Below are 16,286 nucleotides of genomic sequence, written 5' to 3' on the forward strand. Positions count from 1 at the left end.
CATAGGTTGAACTCGCCCAGGCAATTGATAAACCTGCTGTATCAGACTGCGGCGTAGGTCCAGCAAACTTCGGTACTGGAATCATCGTGAAAATAAAAAAACGCCGAGGGGCAAAACCTCCCGGCGTTTTTTTATGGATCAGGCGCAGGTCGCCGAGCGACTCAGGCCTCGATGAACGCCAGCAGGTCGGCGTTGAGCTGATCCTTGTGGGTGTCGGTCAGGCCATGGGGGGCGCCCGGGTAGACCAGCAGCTTCGCGTCCTTGACCAGCTTGGCCGAGGCGATGCCGGCGGCTTCGATCGGCACGATCTGGTCGGCGTCGCCATGCACCACCAGGGTCGGCACGTCGAACTTCTGCAGGTCTTCGGTGAAGTCGGTTTCGGAGAAGGCCTTGATGCAGTCATAGGCATTCTTGTGACCCGCCGTCATGCCCTGCATCCAGAACCAGTCGATCATGCCCTGGGAAGGCTTGACGCCAGGCTGGTTGAAACCGAAGAACGGCCCGCTGGCGACGTCCTTGTACAGCTGCGAACGGTCGGCCAGGGAAGCCTCGCGCAGGCCGTCGAAGACTTCGATCGGCAAGCCGCCGGGGTTGGCCGCGGTCCTGAGCATCAGCGGCGGCACCGCGGAAATCAGCCCGGCCTTGGCGACCCGCGCCGTGCCATGGCGACCGATGTAGCGCGCCACTTCGCCACCGCCGGTGGAGAAGCCGAACAGCACCGCGTTCCGCAGGTCCAGGTGTTCGATCAGCTGCGCCAGGTCGTCGGCGTAAGTGTCCATCTCGTTGCCGGACCAGGGTTGGCTGGAGCGGCCATGCCCGCGGCGGTCATGGGCGATGACCCGGTAGCCCTTGGACGCCAGGAAGATCATCTGCGCCTCCCAGCTGTCGGCATTCAGCGGCCAGCCATGGCTGAAGACTATGGGTTGGCCACTGCCCCAATCCTTGTAATAAATCTCGGTACCGTCGCGGGTGGTGAATGTACTCATGGCATTTGCTCCTTCAGGGGGTTGGGTGACTCAAATCGATGAATGGCCCAGGCGCTCGGCCAGGCGCGCCACCCGCTCGCCCAGGTGCGCTGCGGTGCGGCGGTCTTCCAGAGGGGGCGCGTGTTCGGGGGACTGTTCGACATTCGACTGGGCCATGGCGCCCAGGGAACTGCCGAGGCGATTCAACTGGCCGTCGAACACCCCGCTGCTGGAACGCGCTGGCAGCAGGTCGAGGCCGACCCAGATCATCGAGTGCTGGGCGGCGAAGACCGCCATCTGCAATAAGGTGTTGAGCTTGTCGCCACACAGGCAACCGGAATTGGTGAAGCCGGCGGCGAGCTTGTCGCGCCAGGGCTGGGCCAGGTAGAACGCCGCGGTGGCCTCCATGAAGCCCTTGAACGGCGCCGAGGCACTGCCCATGTAGGTCGGGGCACCGAAGATGATCGCGTCGGCCTGGTGCAGGCGCTCCCACTGCTCGTGCACCTCCTCGACCGGAATCAGCCGGCAGGCGCTGTTCAGGTGACTCTCCACCCCCTGGGCCACGGCTTCGGCCATGACCCGGGTATGGCCATAGCCACTGTGATAGACCACCACCACCTTGCTCATTCCGGCATCCTCCAGAGCTGTTCATCCCTTTTTTCTTCGCGCGGCACGCACAATCGTCCCTTCGATTGGCGCAGGTGAAGGCCTGGAGTTTTGGGCATGGCGCGCAGGCAGGACGAGTTAAACGTTGTTAATTTTCAATGGCCCAGGCACCGCCCCTGCCCGCTCGTCGCCAAGGCCGCGGCCAATGAATACGGGCGCCATCGCTGGCAAGAAGATTGCTGTGGCCAATGCAGTCGATGCACGCTCGTCCGCGCCGCGTTGCGTTGTTCAGGAAACCTGAGGAACATGCTCGAAAACCGCGAGATAGAGGCCGTGCCCTCGTCCGCCCGCCCCGCACAGGTGCAACGGGGAGGATTAAAAAAGACAACAGCAGCAGGAGTGAGCCGTTGACCCTAGCCCCCGAACAAGCTGTGCATTTCGGCCCCTACCGGATCTACCCCGGGCAACGCCTGATCCTGGAAGCCGAGCGGCCCTTGCGCCTGGGCCGCCGCTCCATGGACATTCTGCTGATCCTGCTGGAGCACGCCGGCGAGGTGGTCAGCAAGCAGCAACTGATCGCCCGGGTCTGGCCCAAAAGCGTGGTCGAAGACACCAACCTGCGGGTGCACATGGCGGCGCTGCGCAAGGCCCTGGGCGACGGCCAGGCCGGCCAGCGCTACATCGTCACCGTGGCCCAGCGCGGCTACAGCTTCGTCGCGCCCTTCGCCCTGGTGCCCTTCTCCCCCGAGCGCTTCGAGCAAAGCCCCGAAGGCGCTCCCGCCGAGCCGAGCGGCCATAACCTGCCGGTGCGCCGCACCCGCCTGATCGGGCGCCAGGTGCTGGTGGACAATGTGATGAGGCAACTGGCGCGCCAGCGTTTCATCACCCTGGTCGGCCCCGGCGGCATCGGCAAGACCACCGTGGCCCTGCGGGTCGCCGAACAGCTGATCGGCCAGTACCGGGACGGCATCCGCCTGCTGGACCTGGCCCCGCTCAACGACCCGCGGATGATCACCAGCCACCTGGCGACCCTGCTCGGCCTGGCGCTGCACGACGGCGAACCGCTGGCCAGCCTGGCGAGCTTCCTGCGCGAGCGGCAGATGCTGCTGGTGATCGACAACTGCGAGCACTTGCTCGACGCTATTGCGCCGCTCTGCGAAAGCATCCTGCGCACGGCGCCACAGGTGCATGTCCTGGCCACCAGCCGCGAGAGCCTGCGGGCCGAGGGCGAATTCGTGCAACGCCTGGAATCCCTCGATTGCCCACCGCCCATCGCGGTGCTGGACCGCGCCCAGGCCCTGACTTTTTCGGCCCTGCAGTTGTTCGTCGAACGGGCGATGGCCAGCCACGACAGTTTCGAACTGAGCCATGACGAACTGCCCCTGGCCATCGATATCTGCCGGCGCCTGGACGGCATTCCCCTGGCGATCGAACTGGCGGCCGCCCAGGTCGGCAACCTGGGGCTCGCCGGCTTGCTCAGCCAGTTGCAAGGCAGTTTTCGCCTGCTGCCCCAGGGCTGCCAGATCACCCCGGGGCGTCATCAGACCCTGCGTGCCACCCTGGACTGGAGCTTCGAACTGCTCAATGCCTGCGAGCAGGCCTGCCTGCGCCGGCTGGGCGTGTTCAGGGGCGGCTTCACCCTGCAATCGGCCGCGGCGGTGATCGTCGGCGAGCACATCGAAGCCCGCGTGGTGTTTACCTCGATCACCCAATTGGTGGCCAAGTCCCTGCTGAACGTGGAGGTCGGCGACGAGGAAGTGTTCTATCGCCTGCTGGACACCACCCGCAGCTATGCCCTGGAAAAGCTCGAGCAGGCCACCGAACTGCCGGCTACCCGCAAGCGCCACGCCGAACGTTGCCTGGCCTTGATGCATCAGGCCCAGGACGACTGGGAACAGACGCCCTCGGCGCTCTGGGTCGAGCGTCACGCCCGCGGCCTGGAAGACATCCGCGCGGCGCTCGACTGGGGCCTGAATGCCCAGGGCCCGCAACAGCTGGCGACCCGCCTGGCCGCGGTCTCCACCCCCTTGTGGCAGGAGCTGTCGCTGCTCAAGGAACACGGCGGCTATGTGCGAAAGGCCCTGGCCCAACTGCATGCGGCAGATGAACCCTGCCCGCGCCTGACCCAGGCCCTCAAACTGGCCCTCGGCAGCGCCTGCTACCACACCCAGGGCAGCAGCGCCGAAGCCATCGAGGCCTTCGTGGCGGCCAGGACCCTGGCCGAAGGCTGCGACGATGTGGCCGCCCAGCTCAAGGCGGTGTCCGGGCACATGGCGGTCAACCTCAGTTGCGGTCACTACCAACTGGCCCTGGAGCAAAGCCGGCAGTTCGACCACCTTGCGCGGCGCGACGCCGGGCCGACCGCGATGTCCCTCAGCACCCAGCGCCTGCAGGTGCTGGCCCTGCACTTCGCCGGCGACCAACCGCGGGCCCGGGACCAGGCCGAGCAAGTCATCCAGCTGATGGCCCAGAGCGGCAATCTGAGCCGCTTCACCCGCGGCTTTGGCGTGCAGTACGACCAGAGCGTCGCCGCCCTGACGATCCAGGCGCGGATCCTCTGGCTGCAAGGCCATCCGGAACAGGCCTGGCGTACCGCGCGCCAGGCCCTGGAGATTGCCCTGCAGATCAACCACGGCACGTCCATCTGCTACACCCTGGCCCTGGCCGGCTGCCTGATCGCCCACTACAACGGCGACACCGCGACCGCCCGCGAACTCTTGCGCCTGCTGCTGGAGCAGGCGCAGAAGCATTCGGTGCTGCTGTTCTACACCTGGGGCCAGCACTATGCGCAAGTCATCGAAGGCGGCACGGTGTTCTCACCGCCGCAATCCGGCATCGGGCTGATCGGCGAAATCATGGTGACCCTGGACGGCGCTTTCATCGATGACGCCTTGCTGCAACGGGCCGAAAGCGGCACCGCGGGCTGGAGCACGGCGGAGATCCTGCGCGCCCGGGCCGAGGCGCTGCTGACCGACAATGCGCCTGACGCCGCCGAAGCGGTGCTGCACCAGGCGCTGGCGGTGGCCAGGGCCCAGGGCGCGCTGACCTGGGAATTGCGCAGCGCCACCTCCCTGGCCCGGCTCTGGCAGCGCCAGGGCCAGTTCCAGCGCGCCCATGAGCTGCTCGAACCGCTCTACGCCCGGTTCACCGAAGGTTTTGCCACGCCGGACCTAACTCGCGTCCGTGAATTGCTCGATGAGCTGCAGCGAGACCTTCCTGACTGACAGCCAGCGCGCCTTGCCGATGGCGTGGGCATGCCGCCTTTCGAACACCCGCAGCTGCCCGCTGCGTTCCAGCTTCTCCAGCGCATAGGCGCGGGTGGTGTTGAGAAAGCGGTAATGCGTCGTGCCCTGGCCGGGCTCCACCACCAGCAGCGATTTGCGCGCCAGCCGCGCCATCACCTCGGCCACGCACTCGGGCCGCAGCACCGCGCAGCTGATAACGTCGGTGGCGGCCTGCACAGTGAAAGCCATGTCGAACACCGCCAGGCGCTGCAACAGGCTCTGCTCCAATGGGCTCAGGCGCCGATAGCTCCAGTCCAGGGCGGACTTGAGCGTCTGGTGCCGGGCCACGGCGGTGCGCCGGCCCTGGGTCAGCAGTTGGAAGCAGTTGTCCAGCTGCGCTTGCAGCCCCACCAGCGCCAGCGCGTCGATCTGCGCCGCCGCCAGTTCGATGGCCAACGGCAAGCCATCGAGCCGCCGACAGATTTCGCGCACCGCTGCCAGGTCCTGTTCCCGCAAGGCAAAACCCTGCTGGCAGGCCCGGGCGCGGCTGACGAACAACTGCACCGCCGAATGGCTCATGACCTCCGCCACGCTGTGCAACGACGAAGCCGGCGGCACCGACAGGGCCGCCAGGCCATGCACGGTTTCCCCCGAGGCTCGCAGCGGTTCGCGACTGGTGGCCAGGATCGACAGCTGTGGCGCCGAGGCCAGCAACTGCTCGACCACGGCCCGGCAGCGTTCGAGCAGGTGCTCGCAATTGTCCAGCACCAGCAAGGCATGTTGCGTTGCCAATGCCTCCAGGCCGGCGTCCAGTTCAAGGTTGTGCCTCAAGTGCTCGACCAGTTGCGCCGGGTCGTCGATGGCCGCCAGGTCGATGAACCACACACCGTCGCGGTAGTGCTGCAACAGCAGCTCGGCGACCCGCAGCGCGACCGTGGTCTTGCCGATCCCCGCCGGGCCGACCAGGGTCATGAACCGGCGCACCGGCAACTGCCGGACCAGGCTGCCGACCACCGAGTCGCGGCCGGTGACCGGGGTCAGCCGTACCGGCAGGTTGTGCTGGGGCTTGTGCAGGCTCACCAGCGCGACCGGCTGCTCCTGCGCCTCATGCAGCACCGGGGCGCTGAAGCAATAACCGCGCTGCGGAATATTGACGATGTAGCCTCGCCCGTCCTGGCCCTCGCCGAGGGCGCGGCGCAGGGCGGCGATGTGCACGCGCAGGTTGATGTCCTCGACCACCGAGGTCGGCCAGACGCGGGCGATCAATTCGTCCTTGCTCACCACCTGGCCGGCGCGCTCGACCAGCACCCGCAGGATATCCAGGGCGCGCCCGCCCATGCGCAACGGCCGATCGCCGTCGAGGATCAGCCGCTGCCGCAGGTGGAAGACGTAGGGGCCGAACCGCAGCAGCCCGTCGCCGTGCAAATCTCTGATGCTGTTCATGCACATCCACGTGCTGGAAACCCGGCCCGGCGCCAGGCTCCCGCACCTCCATTGCCAAGAATTCCCCGGTATCTTGGCAGGCACCGATGACGGTACAACCGCCATGGAGGGAGCGTCACGGCCATCGCGGTGCGCCAGACGGACAAGCCGGCGCTAGCTGAACTGTTCGCGGTACTGGGTGGGGGTCAGGCCGAGCTTTTCACCGAACAGGAAGCGCATGTGCCGCACGCTGCCGAAGCCACTTTTGTAGGCCACGGTCTTGAGCGGCAGGTCGCTGCTCTCCAGCAGGTTCCGTGCACGGTCGATCCTCGCGCTTTGCAGGAACTCCATGGGTGTCATGTTCACTTCCCGGGCGAACACCCGGGCGAAATGCCGCGTGCTCATGTTCGCCAGGCTGGCCATGCGCTCGATGCTGAAGGCTTCGTCCAGGCGTTCGAGCACATGATTCTGCACCCGGGTCACTGGCGTTTCCTGCGGCGCCACCGCGGCCGTCAGCGGGCTGAACTGGGCCTGCCCGCCCTGGCGTTTCATCACCACCAGCAACACCTTGGCCACGTCCTGGGCGACTTTCTTGCCGTGGTCCCGGGCGACCACCGCCAGTGCCAGGTCGATGCCGGCGGTGACCCCGCCCGAGGTGATCAGGTTGCGGTCCTCGACGAAGATCTGGTCGGTCTCCACTGTCGCCTTGGGGAAGGCCCGGATCAGGCGTTCGGTGTAGTGCCAGTGGGTCGTCACCCGGTACCCGTCGAGCAAGCCGGCATGCCCGAGGATGAAGGCCCCGGTGCAGATCGAGCCATAGACGGCCGAGCGGCGCACGGCCCCCGCCAACCAGTCGAGCAAGGGTGGGTGCCTTTCGTTGTAGGCCCCCGGTCCCCCGGGCACCAGCAGCAGGTCATAGCTATCGTGCGCCTGGTCGATATGCACATCGGCCTGGACGCTGACGCCGTTGGAAGCGCGCAACGCGCCGTGCTCGGTACCGATCGTCGAGAGCTGGTAATGGTCCTTCGGCTCCAGGTAACGGTTGGCGATGGAAAACACCTCCATGGGCCCGGCCATATCGAGCAGGAGAAAGTCTGGAAACAGCACCATTGCCACGGTTTTCATGGGTTGAGCATCACCGATATCAAAGGGTTGGAAGCCTAACGCCGACCCTGGAGATTATGCCCGGCCGGCGCGCGCTCATCGGCCAAGAATACGTGATTCAGCGCACAAAATTGTCAACTTGAAAGGGACAGTCTTTCAGTTTCCATCTACTTATTGCACCACAGGGTAACCATTAGCCTTCTCCTCAACCGGACGAATTCCCGTCCCGACAGGAGATTCCCTCATGCTGACCCTTCGCAAAGCCTCTGATCGCGGCGCCGCCAACCACGGTTGGTTGAAGTCCTTCCATACCTTTTCCTTCGCCAACTATCGCAACCCGCGGGAACAGGGTTTTTCCGACCTGCTGGTGATCAACGACGACCGGGTCGCCGCCGGCAAGGGCTTCGGCCAACACCCGCACCGGGACATGGAGATTTTCTCCTATGTGCTCGAAGGCGCCCTGGAACACAAGGACACCCTGGGCACAGGTTCGGTGATCCGTCCTGGCGACGTGCAACTGATGAGCGCTGGCAGCGGCGTGGCGCACAGCGAGTACAACCACTCGGCCACCCAGCCGGTGCACTTCCTGCAGATATGGATAGTGCCGGATGTCAGCGGCGCCAAGCCGCGTTACCAGCAGGAGCATTTCAGCCCGCAGCAAAAACGCGGCCGCCTGCAACTGATCATCTCCCCCGAGGGGACCGGGGGTTCGCTGCAGGTGCGCCAGGATGCGCGGGTCTATGCCGGGCTGATCGACGGCCAGGAAAGCGCCAGCCTGAAGCTCGACGCCAACCGCTACGCCTATGTGCATGTGGCCCGCGGATCGGTCGAGCTCAACGGCCTGCCCTTGCAGGAAGGCGATGGCGTGCGGGTCCGCAAGGAACAGGCGCTGACCTTGAGCAAGGGCGTGGATGCCGAAGTGCTGGTGTTCGATCTGCGTGCGCAGGAACTGCCAGAAATGCCTTGACCCTCACCTGCCCGGGGCCCCTGCCCCGGGCTTTTTTTCGCCCGTGACCAGGCTTCGACAGCCCCGGCGCCGGTCCAGGCCGGGGCAACGCCTCGCCATTCACCACAAGCCTGTTGAAATCACTTTGCAATATCTCTGCGCAAGAATAATGTAGCGATATCTACATTTTTTAGATCTGTCACTACATGAATAATTGGCTAGCGCTGATCCTCGGCTTACCGACCGCGAACGCAACGGCGCGCATGCGCGCCTGGCGGGCCCTGAAAGCCTCCGGGGCCGCGGTGTTGCGCGACGGTGCCTACCTGTTGCCGGACACCGCGGCCTGCCGCGAAGCGCTGGCCGCGGTTGAGCGGGACATCCTGGCCATCAATGGCACCGCCTTTGTCCTGCCCGTGGTGGACCCCAACGGCGAACGCTTTATCGGGTTGTTCGAGCGCAACGAGGACTACAGCAAGCTGCGCAGCGAAATCGAGGAGTGCCGGGGGCAACTGACGGCGCAGAATGCGCTGGCCAGCACCCGGCAGATTCGCAAGCTGCGCAAAGCCTACGATCAGCTGGCCAGCATCGATTTTTTTCCCGGCCAGCCGAAGCAGCACACCGACGCCGCCTTGCAAGAGTTGGAGACGGCGGTCAGCAGGGCCTTGTCCACGGATGAGCCACATAGCCGGGACCTGCCAATCACCCTGCTCAGCCCGGGCGACTATCAGGGTCGGGTCTGGGCGACCCGCAAGCGCCCCTGGGTCGACCGCCTGGCGAGCGCCTGGCTGATTCGCCGCTTCATCGACCCCAAGGCGCGGATCCTCTGGCTGGACCAGCCCCAGGACTGCCCGGCCGACGCCCTGGGTTTCGACTTCGATGACGCGGCGTTCAGCCATGTCGGCAACCGCGTGACCTTCGAAACCCTGCAAGCCAGTTTTGCCCTTCAGCAACCCGGCCTGGATCGTCTCGCGGCCCTGGTGCACTACCTCGATATCGGCGGCCTCCAGCCCGTGGAGGCTGCCGGTATCGAGCGGGTACTGGCCGGGCTGCGCGAAACCATCAGCCATGACGACCAGTTGCTGGCCGCTGCCAGTGCCATCTTCGACGGCCTGCTCGCCGAGTTCGTGAAAGAGGAGCAACCCCATGAGTAAGGTTTCCGAGTCGGCGCTTGAAACGGATCCGCCGAGGCCCGAGCCGATCGGTTTGCGCGAGGCCTTCTGGTTCTGGCTCAAGCTCGGCTTCATCAGCTTTGGCGGGCCCGCGGGGCAGATTTCGATCATGCACCAGGAACTGGTGGAACGCCGGCGCTGGATTTCCGAGCGGCGCTTCCTGCACGCCCTCAACTACTGCATGTTGCTGCCCGGGCCCGAGGCCCAGCAACTGGCGACCTACATCGGCTGGCTGATGCATCGGACCTGGGGCGGCGTGATTGCCGGCGCGCTGTTCGTATTGCCTTCGCTGTTCATCCTGATCGCCTTGTCCTGGCTGTACATCGCCTTCGGTGAAGTACCGGTGGTGGCCGGGCTGTTCTATGGCATCAAGCCCGCGGTGACGGCAATAGTCGTGCAGGCGGCGCACCGGATCGGCTCGCGGGCCCTGAAGAACCCTTGGCTGTGGGCGATAGCCGCGGCGTCATTCACCGCGATCTTCGCCTTCAATGTGCCGTTTCCGCTGATCGTGCTGGGGGCCGCCTTGATCGGTTACCTCGGCGGTCGCCTGGTGCCCGAGAAGTTCAAGGTCGGCGGGCATGGCGCGGCTAAAAAGTCCTTCGGCCCGGCCTTGATCGATGACGACACCCCCTCCCCCGAACATGCCCGTTTCAGTTGGCTGAAACTCGCGCTGCTGGCAATCGTCGGCGCCCTGTTGTGGACCTTGCCGATGGCGGCGCTGACCGCGCTGTTCGGCTGGCAAGGCACCTTGACCCAGATGGGCTGGTTCTTCACCAAGGCCGCCTTGCTGACCTTCGGCGGTGCCTATGCCGTGCTGCCGTATGTCTATCAGGGCGCGGTGGGTCACTACGGCTGGCTGACCCCGACGCAGATGATCGACGGCCTGGCCCTGGGGGAAACCACCCCCGGGCCGCTGATCATGGTGGTGGCCTTCGTCGGCTTCGTCGGGGCTTATGTCTCGCAAGTGTTTGGCGCCAACCAGGTGTTCCTGGCCGGGGCGGTCGCGGCGGCGCTGGTCACCTGGTTCACCTTCCTGCCTTCGTTCCTGTTCATCCTCGCCGGCGGCCCGCTGGTGGAATCGACCCACAACGAGCTCAAGTTCACCGCGCCGCTCACCGGGATCACCGCCGCGGTGGTCGGGGTGATCCTCAACCTGGCGTGTTTCTTCGGTTACCACGTGCTGTGGCCGAACGGCTTCAGCGGCGCCCTCGACTGGCCTTCGGCGCTGATCGCGATTGCCGCGGCGGTTGCCCTGTTCCGCTTCAAGCGCGGCGTGATCCAGGTGCTGATGGCCTGTGCGCTGGCGGGCCTGGCCGTGCACCTGCTGCGTTAGAGCGGGTGAACTGATTGACGATCTCTGGCGGGCGCCGGGCCTGCCAGCTCACCCAGCCTACCGAGTTAGGCAGGAGGTGTTCCATGAGGTGGATTACCCGCGACCGACCCAAGATCGACCGCATCGCCTGTCCCTGGTTGATCACCCGCTTCATCGATCCTCAGGCGGAGTTTTTATACGTGCCCAGCACCGATGTGCTGCGGATCGCCGCGGAGAAAGACGCGGCGCCCTACGACATACCCGGTGTTGAACTGAGCCACGAGGGTGAGCTGTGCAGCTTCGATGCCTTCCTGAAGAAGTACCGACTCAGCGAGCCGGCCTTGCAGCATCTGGCCAGGATCGTGCGCGGGGCCGATACCTCGCGCCTGGACCTGACCCCGCAATCGGCGGGGTTGTACGCGATTTCACTGGGCCTGTCGCAGCGCTATGGCGATGACCATGAAATGCTCGCCCACGGCCTGATCCTGTACGACGCGCTCTACGCCTGGTGCAAGGATTGCCAGGGCGAATCCCATAACTGGCCTCCACGGATATGAAGAGGCCAGCTCGTCACGAAGCCCAGCCTGGTGCCGGGCTTTGGCTTTTAGTGGCAGTGGTAATCGTTGCTCTTGTGGTTGCGATGACAACCTTTGGCATCAGTGCCACCGCTATGGGCGAAGGCGGCGACGGAAGTTGTCGAGAGTACAGCGGCTATCAGAATGGCAGACAGTTTCATCAGGGCTTGCTCCATGCTCATGTTGTTATAGGCGTGAGATCTCTCACGCCCGACAAAATATGGCCAATCGCCTTCACTGAACAAGCAACTTTCTCACCCATTTCCCAACATTCGACGAAAGGCTGCGCGCCTTTTGGTTGAGCTGCCACTGCCTCTGGTTTAGGATACGCCTCATATCCCCCCAGGGGGGATATGAGGCGGACTGAATACAAGGAACTCACCGTTCTCTGCATTCGAGAAACGCTTGATAGCGCAGATGATTGAACGCCTCGCCCTGTGAGATTTCCCATGCTGAAAATCCTGGCCAACCAAACCTACCGTCACCTGTTCCTGGCCCAGGTAATTGCGTTGGTAGGTACCGGCCTTGCAACCGTAGCTTTGGGCTTGCTGGCCTTCGACCTTGCGGGCGCCCAAGCAGGTGCGGTCCTGGGTACGGCGTTGGCGATCAAAATGACTGCCTACATCGGCGTTGCACCGATTGCAGCTGCTTTTGCAGAACGCCTCCCTCGGCGCGCGATGCTGGTTTCGCTGGATCTGGTGCGAGCGCTGGTCGCCCTTGCTTTGCCGTTCGTGACAGAGGTCTGGCAAATCTACGCATTGATTTTCGTCCTGCAGTCGGCCTCGGCTGCGTTCACCCCAACGTTCCAGGCGACCATTCCGGACATCCTGCCGGATGAGGACGATTACACCCAGGCTTTGTCTCTATCGCGCCTGGCCTACGATCTTGAGAGCGTCGCCAGTCCGATGCTCGCCGCCGCGTTGCTGACCGTGGTCAGCTTCCACAGTCTGTTCGCCGGCACTGTCATTGGTTTTCTCGCTTCGGCGGCCCTGGTCTCGACAGTGTTGCTGCCGAAGGCAAAGCTGACGCCACGCCGCAGTGTTTACGAGCGAACCACCCGCGGCTTGCGCATTTTCCTGGCGACGCCTCGCTTGCGCGGGCTGTTGGCGCTGAACCTGACGGTAGCGGCGGCCAGTGCCATGGTCATCGTCAATACGGTGGTGCTGGTCCAATCGCGCTTCGCTTTGCCTCAGCGCTCCACTGCACTGGCACTGGCTGCGTTCGGCGGTGGCTCCATGATTGCTGCGCTGGTGTTGCCTCGTTTGTTGAAAGACATCAAGGATCGGACAGCCATGCTGTTTGGCGGAGGAATATTGGTCGCGGGACTGGCCATTGGCATCAACCTGACCACCTACAATTTCCTGCTACCGCTATGGATGGTGCTTGGCGTGGGCTATTCCCTGGCGCAGACCCCAAGCGGCAGGCTACTACGTCGCTCGGCGCACGCCGAAGACCGCCCGGCGCTGTTTGCCGCCCAGTTTGCTCTATCCCATGCCTGCTGGCTGATGACCTACCCATTGGCTGGGTGGCTGGGTGCCGATATCAGCCTCACCGCGTCGTTTGTCGGGCTCGCTGTGGTGGCCGGTAGCGCATGGGCGATCAGCATCCTGATCTGGCGTCCTGTACATGATCAGGAGTCGATCAGACACACCCATGAGAATCTTCCAGTCGGTCACGCTCACCTCGACGGCCAGAATGGTCTGGATCACGAGCATCCGTACGTGATCGACGACCAGCACCGCCGGTGGCCCAATAGCTGAGCTTGAGTTTCGAAGCGTTGACCGGATGGTCGGGGCTGAGACCACCCTGTTGCAGCCGTTCAGGCAGGCCTAGAGGTACTTGGTTATTTGCTTGAAGGCTTCCAGCGGTGCGCGCTCGCCATTGCTCAATGATGAATTGCTCAATGACGAAACGGTGTCCTCCAGGCAGTGATCGATGTGATCCTGGATCAACGTGCGCTTGGCCTGGCACACCGCTTTTTCCACCGCATGCAACTGCTGGGCGATTTCCACGCACTCACGACCTTCCTCGATCATGCCGATGATGCTGCGCAGATGGCCGTCCGCCCGCTTGAGACGCTTGATGATCGCTTCATGGCTTTGGTGGGTATGGGGATGGTTGTGTTCGTGCTCACTCATGACTGCAGCCTCGGGCCTCAATGAATCACGCCGGCATCCTATCCCCCATGGGGGATAGGGTCAAACCCAGCGCAGCCCTGAATAACGAGCCGAAACACGCTCACCATGCTCAGCAGGACACTGCCAATGGCGGGGTATCGCGCCGGCCCTCGGCATGTCCATGGCGACATGGGCACTCGCACGAGCGATGCCATAAAAAGAGGCCGCGAAATGCGGCCTCTGCTTCAAACACTACTGACGACAAGCAGCCCCTCAGCCCTGCCCCTTGAGGAAATGGCGGATCCGGATCTTCACCCCGTCGCTCTGGAAGCGGCGGGCGGCCGCCTCGATCTTCAGTTCGGCGCGGGTTACCCGCTCATGGTGACGCAGGTGACCGACCCAGGACTCGTCGAAGAACACTTCACACCACAGGCGCGGGTTTTCGCTGTCCTGCAGCAGGCACCAGGAAAACGAGCCGTTGCGCTGGCGCATGCGCCGCACCGGGTTCATCGCCTGCTGAAAGGCCTGGGCGTGTTCGGGGGCGATGTCGTATTCCAGGCGGATCATCACCGGGCCGCGCTCCAGGTCCTGGTCGTCACTGAGCAGCGGTTGCGGCCAGTGCAGCGACGGCGCCAGGTCTTCGGCGCTGCGCTGGGGCAAGCCGACCCGCCAGGTCAGCCCGACCCCGGCCAGCAAAACTGCTGCCGCCGCGCTCAGGGCAAGGCTCATGGACAACAGGCTGGCCACCCAGCCCCAGAGCAACCCGCCCAGGGCCATGCTGCCGAAGAACATCAGGATATACACCGCCAGCGCTCGCGCCCGCACCCAGGCCGGCACCGAGGTCTGGGCCGCCACCTGGAAACTCGAGAGTACGGCGATCCAGGCGCCGCCGCTGATCAGCATCACCGGGATCAATAGATAGAAGTCACGCAGCCAGGCCAGGGCGAACAGCACCAGGGCGTAGGCCACGCTGGCCAGCGCCACCAGGCGATCCACCGCCAGGTGCTGGCGCAGCTGCGGCAACAGCATCGCCCCCAGCACCGCGCCAAGGCCGACGCTGCCGAGCAACACGCCGAACTGGGTGGCGCTGCCCTGCAGCTCGCCGCGCACGATCAACGGCAGCAAGGACATGCCGGCGCTGGCACCGAAGAAAAACCCCAGGGTGCGAATCAGTACCCGTTGCAGCGGCTGGGAACTGCGGGCGTAGCGCCAGCCCACGCGGATCGCACTGAACAGCCGCTCCGCCGGCAACACCGCGACCTTTGGCTCGCGCCGCCAGCAGGCGAGCACGGCGATCACCGCAAAGAACGACAGCGCATTCACCGCGAAGGTCGCCCAGGGCCCGGCCAGGCTCACCAGGACCCCGGCGATGGCCGGGCCCACGGCGCGCGCCACGTTGGTCCCGACGCTGCTCAAGGCGATGGCCGCGGGCAATTCGCCGGCGGGCACCAGTTCCGGGGTCAGGGCCGACCAGGCCGGCATCATCAGGGCCGTGCCGATGCCCATGGCCAGGGTCAACAGCAGCAACAAGGGCACCGTCATCAGGCCGCTGAGGGTCAGGAACGCCAACAGCATGGCGACGCTGGCCATCCAGCCCTGCACCAGCAACAGGTAACGGCGCTTGTCGACGATATCGGCCAGCGCCCCCGCCGGCAGCGCGAGGAAAAACATCGGCGCCGCGGCGGCCACCTGCACCAGCGCCACCGTCATCGGGCTGGCCGACAGCGAGGTCATCAGCCAGCCGGCGCCCACCTCGTGCATCCAGGTGCCGATGTTCGAGGCGATGCTGGCCAGCCACAGCCCGCGAAACAGGCCATGCTTGAGCGGGCTCCAGGGCGAAAGGGAGGCCGCGCTACGGGAGGAATCGAGGGTCTGTTTCATGACGGTCCTTGAGTCGTGGGAAGGGTTTGCAGTCCGGGCGTTTTTGCGCGCCAACGACCACCGGCCGGCGCAAGCGGGTTGCGTCGGCCGGAGGTCATTCGCGACAGGCTTACTTGACCTGACGTTGCGGGGCCTTGTGCACCATGGTGTAGGCATAGTCCACGCCCATGCCGTAGGCGCCGCTGTGCTCGCGCACCAGGTCCATCACCGCGTCGTAGGTTTCCTTGTGCGCCCAGTCGCGCTGGAACTCGAGCAGCACTTGCTGCCAGGTCACAGGCACCGCGCCGGCCTGGATCATGCGCTGCACCGACATGTCATGGGCTTCCTGGGTGGTACCGCCGGAAGCGTCGGTGACGATGTACACCTCATAGCCTTCGGCCAGGGCTTCCAGGGCCGGGAAGTTCAGGCAGACCTCGGTCCACAGCGCAGCCATGATCAGCTTCTTGCGCCCGGTGGCCTTGACCGCTTCCACCAGTTTCTTGTCTTCCCAGGAGTTCATCGAGGTGCGCTCGATCGGCTGGTGATCGGGGAACACGCTAAGCAGTTCCGGCCAGATGTAGCCGCTGAAGCTCTCGGTTTCCACCGAGGTGAAGATGGTCGGCACGTTGAAGATCTTCGCCGCCTTGGCCAGGCCCACGGTGTTGTTCTTCAGGGTCTGGCGATCGATCGACTGCACGCCGAAGGACATCTGTGGCTGGTGGTCGATCAGGATCAGGGCGGAGTTGCTTGGGTTCAGCAGTTCACGGATAGACATGGCGCGTTCCTTTTGCTGTCGAGTCGGTTCAAAGGTTGAGTTGCACAATTCGGGGGCTCGGCGCGGGTTCCGTTGGGGAGGCTTTGCTGCCGGCTTGGTGGCTAATTTAGGGGCTGGATCAAAAGGGGACAATTCCATAAAATCGAGATTTATTGATTCCAAAACAGGGACAGTTCAAAAGCGACCGCACAGCCCACCGCGAACGGCCGAA

14 protein-coding genes are annotated in these 16,286 nt (G+C 64.5%); 6 read left to right on the forward strand and 8 right to left on the reverse strand.

Going from position 1 to position 16,286, the window contains the following annotated elements:
- Positions 1 to 161: 161 nt before the first annotated feature.
- Together C4K38_RS18790 and C4K38_RS18795 are read right to left on the reverse strand one after the other, a co-directional pair.
- On the reverse strand, positions 162 to 986 hold the full coding sequence (locus tag C4K38_RS18790; RefSeq protein ID WP_053279705.1) for an alpha/beta fold hydrolase: 825 nt from the start codon (positions 984 to 986) through the stop codon (positions 162 to 164).
- A gap of 30 nt (positions 987 to 1,016) precedes the next feature.
- Positions 1,017 to 1,592, reverse strand: a complete 576-nt coding sequence (locus C4K38_RS18795; RefSeq protein ID WP_053279706.1) for a flavodoxin family protein — start codon at positions 1,590 to 1,592, stop codon at positions 1,017 to 1,019.
- A gap of 386 nt (positions 1,593 to 1,978) precedes the next feature.
- Here C4K38_RS18795 and C4K38_RS18800 point away from each other — a divergent pair, with 386 nt between their 5' ends.
- Positions 1,979 to 4,795 carry an ATP-binding protein gene (locus C4K38_RS18800; protein WP_053279707.1) on the forward strand — a complete coding sequence of 939 codons (2,817 nt, stop codon included), beginning with the start codon at positions 1,979 to 1,981 and terminating at the stop codon, positions 4,793 to 4,795.
- Here C4K38_RS18800 and C4K38_RS18805 read toward each other — a convergent pair.
- A complete protein-coding gene (locus C4K38_RS18805; protein ID WP_053279708.1) occupies positions 4,742 to 6,238 on the reverse strand; it encodes an ATP-binding protein in 1,497 nt (498 codons plus the stop codon). The genes C4K38_RS18800 and C4K38_RS18805 overlap by 54 nt on opposite strands.
- Positions 6,239 to 6,391: 153 nt before the next feature.
- Entirely contained in the window at positions 6,392 to 7,342 is a 951-nt protein-coding gene (locus C4K38_RS18810) for a GlxA family transcriptional regulator (RefSeq protein ID WP_053279709.1), read from the reverse strand.
- A 223-nt stretch (positions 7,343 to 7,565) separates the two neighbouring features.
- Between C4K38_RS18810 and C4K38_RS18815 the strand changes: the two genes are divergently transcribed.
- The 4 genes from C4K38_RS18815 (at position 7,566) to C4K38_RS18830 (ending at position 11,305) form a co-directional block, all read left to right on the forward strand.
- The gene (locus tag C4K38_RS18815) at positions 7,566 to 8,288 is read left to right on the forward strand and encodes a pirin family protein (protein ID WP_053279710.1); all 723 of its coding nucleotides are present in this window, start codon (positions 7,566 to 7,568) and stop codon (positions 8,286 to 8,288) included.
- Between the two features lie 185 nt (positions 8,289 to 8,473).
- Positions 8,474 to 9,418 carry a chromate resistance protein ChrB domain-containing protein gene (locus C4K38_RS18820; RefSeq protein ID WP_053279711.1) on the forward strand — a complete coding sequence of 315 codons (945 nt, stop codon included), beginning with the start codon at positions 8,474 to 8,476 and terminating at the stop codon, positions 9,416 to 9,418.
- On the forward strand, positions 9,411 to 10,769 hold the full coding sequence (chrA, locus tag C4K38_RS18825; RefSeq protein ID WP_053279712.1) for a chromate efflux transporter: 1,359 nt from the start codon (positions 9,411 to 9,413) through the stop codon (positions 10,767 to 10,769). The genes C4K38_RS18820 and chrA overlap by 8 nt, the downstream gene beginning before the upstream one ends.
- An 83-nt stretch (positions 10,770 to 10,852) precedes the next feature.
- Positions 10,853 to 11,305 (forward strand): chromate resistance protein ChrB domain-containing protein, encoded by a 453-nt coding sequence (locus tag C4K38_RS18830; RefSeq protein WP_053279713.1) that lies wholly within the window; start codon positions 10,853 to 10,855, stop codon positions 11,303 to 11,305.
- 47 nt (positions 11,306 to 11,352) lie between these two features.
- On the opposite strand, the gene C4K38_RS32935 is transcribed toward C4K38_RS18830, so the two are convergent.
- On the reverse strand, positions 11,353 to 11,505 hold the full coding sequence (locus C4K38_RS32935) for a YHYH domain-containing protein (RefSeq protein WP_414860350.1): 153 nt from the start codon (positions 11,503 to 11,505) through the stop codon (positions 11,353 to 11,355).
- A gap of 267 nt (positions 11,506 to 11,772) precedes the next feature.
- Between C4K38_RS32935 and C4K38_RS18840 the strand changes: the two genes are divergently transcribed.
- Positions 11,773 to 13,083, forward strand: coding sequence for an MFS transporter (locus C4K38_RS18840; protein WP_053279714.1), 1,311 nt, complete (start codon positions 11,773 to 11,775; stop codon positions 13,081 to 13,083).
- 69 nt (positions 13,084 to 13,152) lie between these two features.
- Here C4K38_RS18840 and C4K38_RS18845 read toward each other — a convergent pair whose 3' ends face one another.
- The 3 genes from C4K38_RS18845 to C4K38_RS18855 all read right to left on the reverse strand — a co-directional run bounded on the left by C4K38_RS18845 (position 13,153) and on the right by C4K38_RS18855 (position 16,075).
- On the reverse strand, positions 13,153 to 13,461 hold the full coding sequence (locus C4K38_RS18845) for a metal-sensing transcriptional repressor (RefSeq protein WP_053279715.1): 309 nt from the start codon (positions 13,459 to 13,461) through the stop codon (positions 13,153 to 13,155).
- Positions 13,462 to 13,713: 252 nt separating this feature from the next.
- Positions 13,714 to 15,321 (reverse strand): MFS transporter, encoded by a 1,608-nt coding sequence (locus C4K38_RS18850; RefSeq protein ID WP_053279716.1) that lies wholly within the window; start codon positions 15,319 to 15,321, stop codon positions 13,714 to 13,716.
- Positions 15,322 to 15,430: 109 nt separating this feature from the next.
- Positions 15,431 to 16,075: a hydrolase gene (locus C4K38_RS18855; RefSeq protein WP_016702824.1), complete on the reverse strand. Its 645-nt coding sequence runs from the start codon at positions 16,073 to 16,075 to the stop codon at positions 15,431 to 15,433.
- Positions 16,076 to 16,286: the final 211 nt, after the last annotated feature.

This window comes from Pseudomonas chlororaphis subsp. piscium (assembly GCF_003850345.1).
Lineage (GTDB): Bacteria > Pseudomonadota > Gammaproteobacteria > Pseudomonadales > Pseudomonadaceae > Aquipseudomonas > Aquipseudomonas piscium.

What these genes read in the sequence shown, in the direction of transcription:
- chrA (WP_053279712.1), top strand. Translation starts at nt 9,411, where the DNA reads ATGAGTAAGGTTTCCGAGTCGGCGCTTGAAACGGATCCGCCGAGGCCC.
- C4K38_RS18795 (WP_053279706.1), bottom strand. Translation starts at nt 1,592, where the DNA reads ATGAGCAAGGTGGTGGTGGTCTATCACAGTGGCTATGGCCATACCCGG.
- C4K38_RS18830 (WP_053279713.1), top strand. Translation starts at nt 10,853, where the DNA reads ATGAGGTGGATTACCCGCGACCGACCCAAGATCGACCGCATCGCCTGT.
- C4K38_RS18820 (WP_053279711.1), top strand. Translation starts at nt 8,474, where the DNA reads ATGAATAATTGGCTAGCGCTGATCCTCGGCTTACCGACCGCGAACGCA.
- C4K38_RS18805 (WP_053279708.1), bottom strand. Translation starts at nt 6,238, where the DNA reads ATGAACAGCATCAGAGATTTGCACGGCGACGGGCTGCTGCGGTTCGGC.
- C4K38_RS18850 (WP_053279716.1), bottom strand. Translation starts at nt 15,321, where the DNA reads ATGAAACAGACCCTCGATTCCTCCCGTAGCGCGGCCTCCCTTTCGCCC.
- C4K38_RS18810 (WP_053279709.1), bottom strand. Translation starts at nt 7,342, where the DNA reads ATGAAAACCGTGGCAATGGTGCTGTTTCCAGACTTTCTCCTGCTCGAT.
- C4K38_RS32935 (WP_414860350.1), bottom strand. Translation starts at nt 11,505, where the DNA reads ATGAGCATGGAGCAAGCCCTGATGAAACTGTCTGCCATTCTGATAGCC.
- C4K38_RS18840 (WP_053279714.1), top strand. Translation starts at nt 11,773, where the DNA reads ATGCTGAAAATCCTGGCCAACCAAACCTACCGTCACCTGTTCCTGGCC.
- C4K38_RS18815 (WP_053279710.1), top strand. Translation starts at nt 7,566, where the DNA reads ATGCTGACCCTTCGCAAAGCCTCTGATCGCGGCGCCGCCAACCACGGT.
- C4K38_RS18845 (WP_053279715.1), bottom strand. Translation starts at nt 13,461, where the DNA reads ATGAGTGAGCACGAACACAACCATCCCCATACCCACCAAAGCCATGAA.
- C4K38_RS18790 (WP_053279705.1), bottom strand. Translation starts at nt 986, where the DNA reads ATGAGTACATTCACCACCCGCGACGGTACCGAGATTTATTACAAGGAT.
- C4K38_RS18855 (WP_016702824.1), bottom strand. Translation starts at nt 16,075, where the DNA reads ATGTCTATCCGTGAACTGCTGAACCCAAGCAACTCCGCCCTGATCCTG.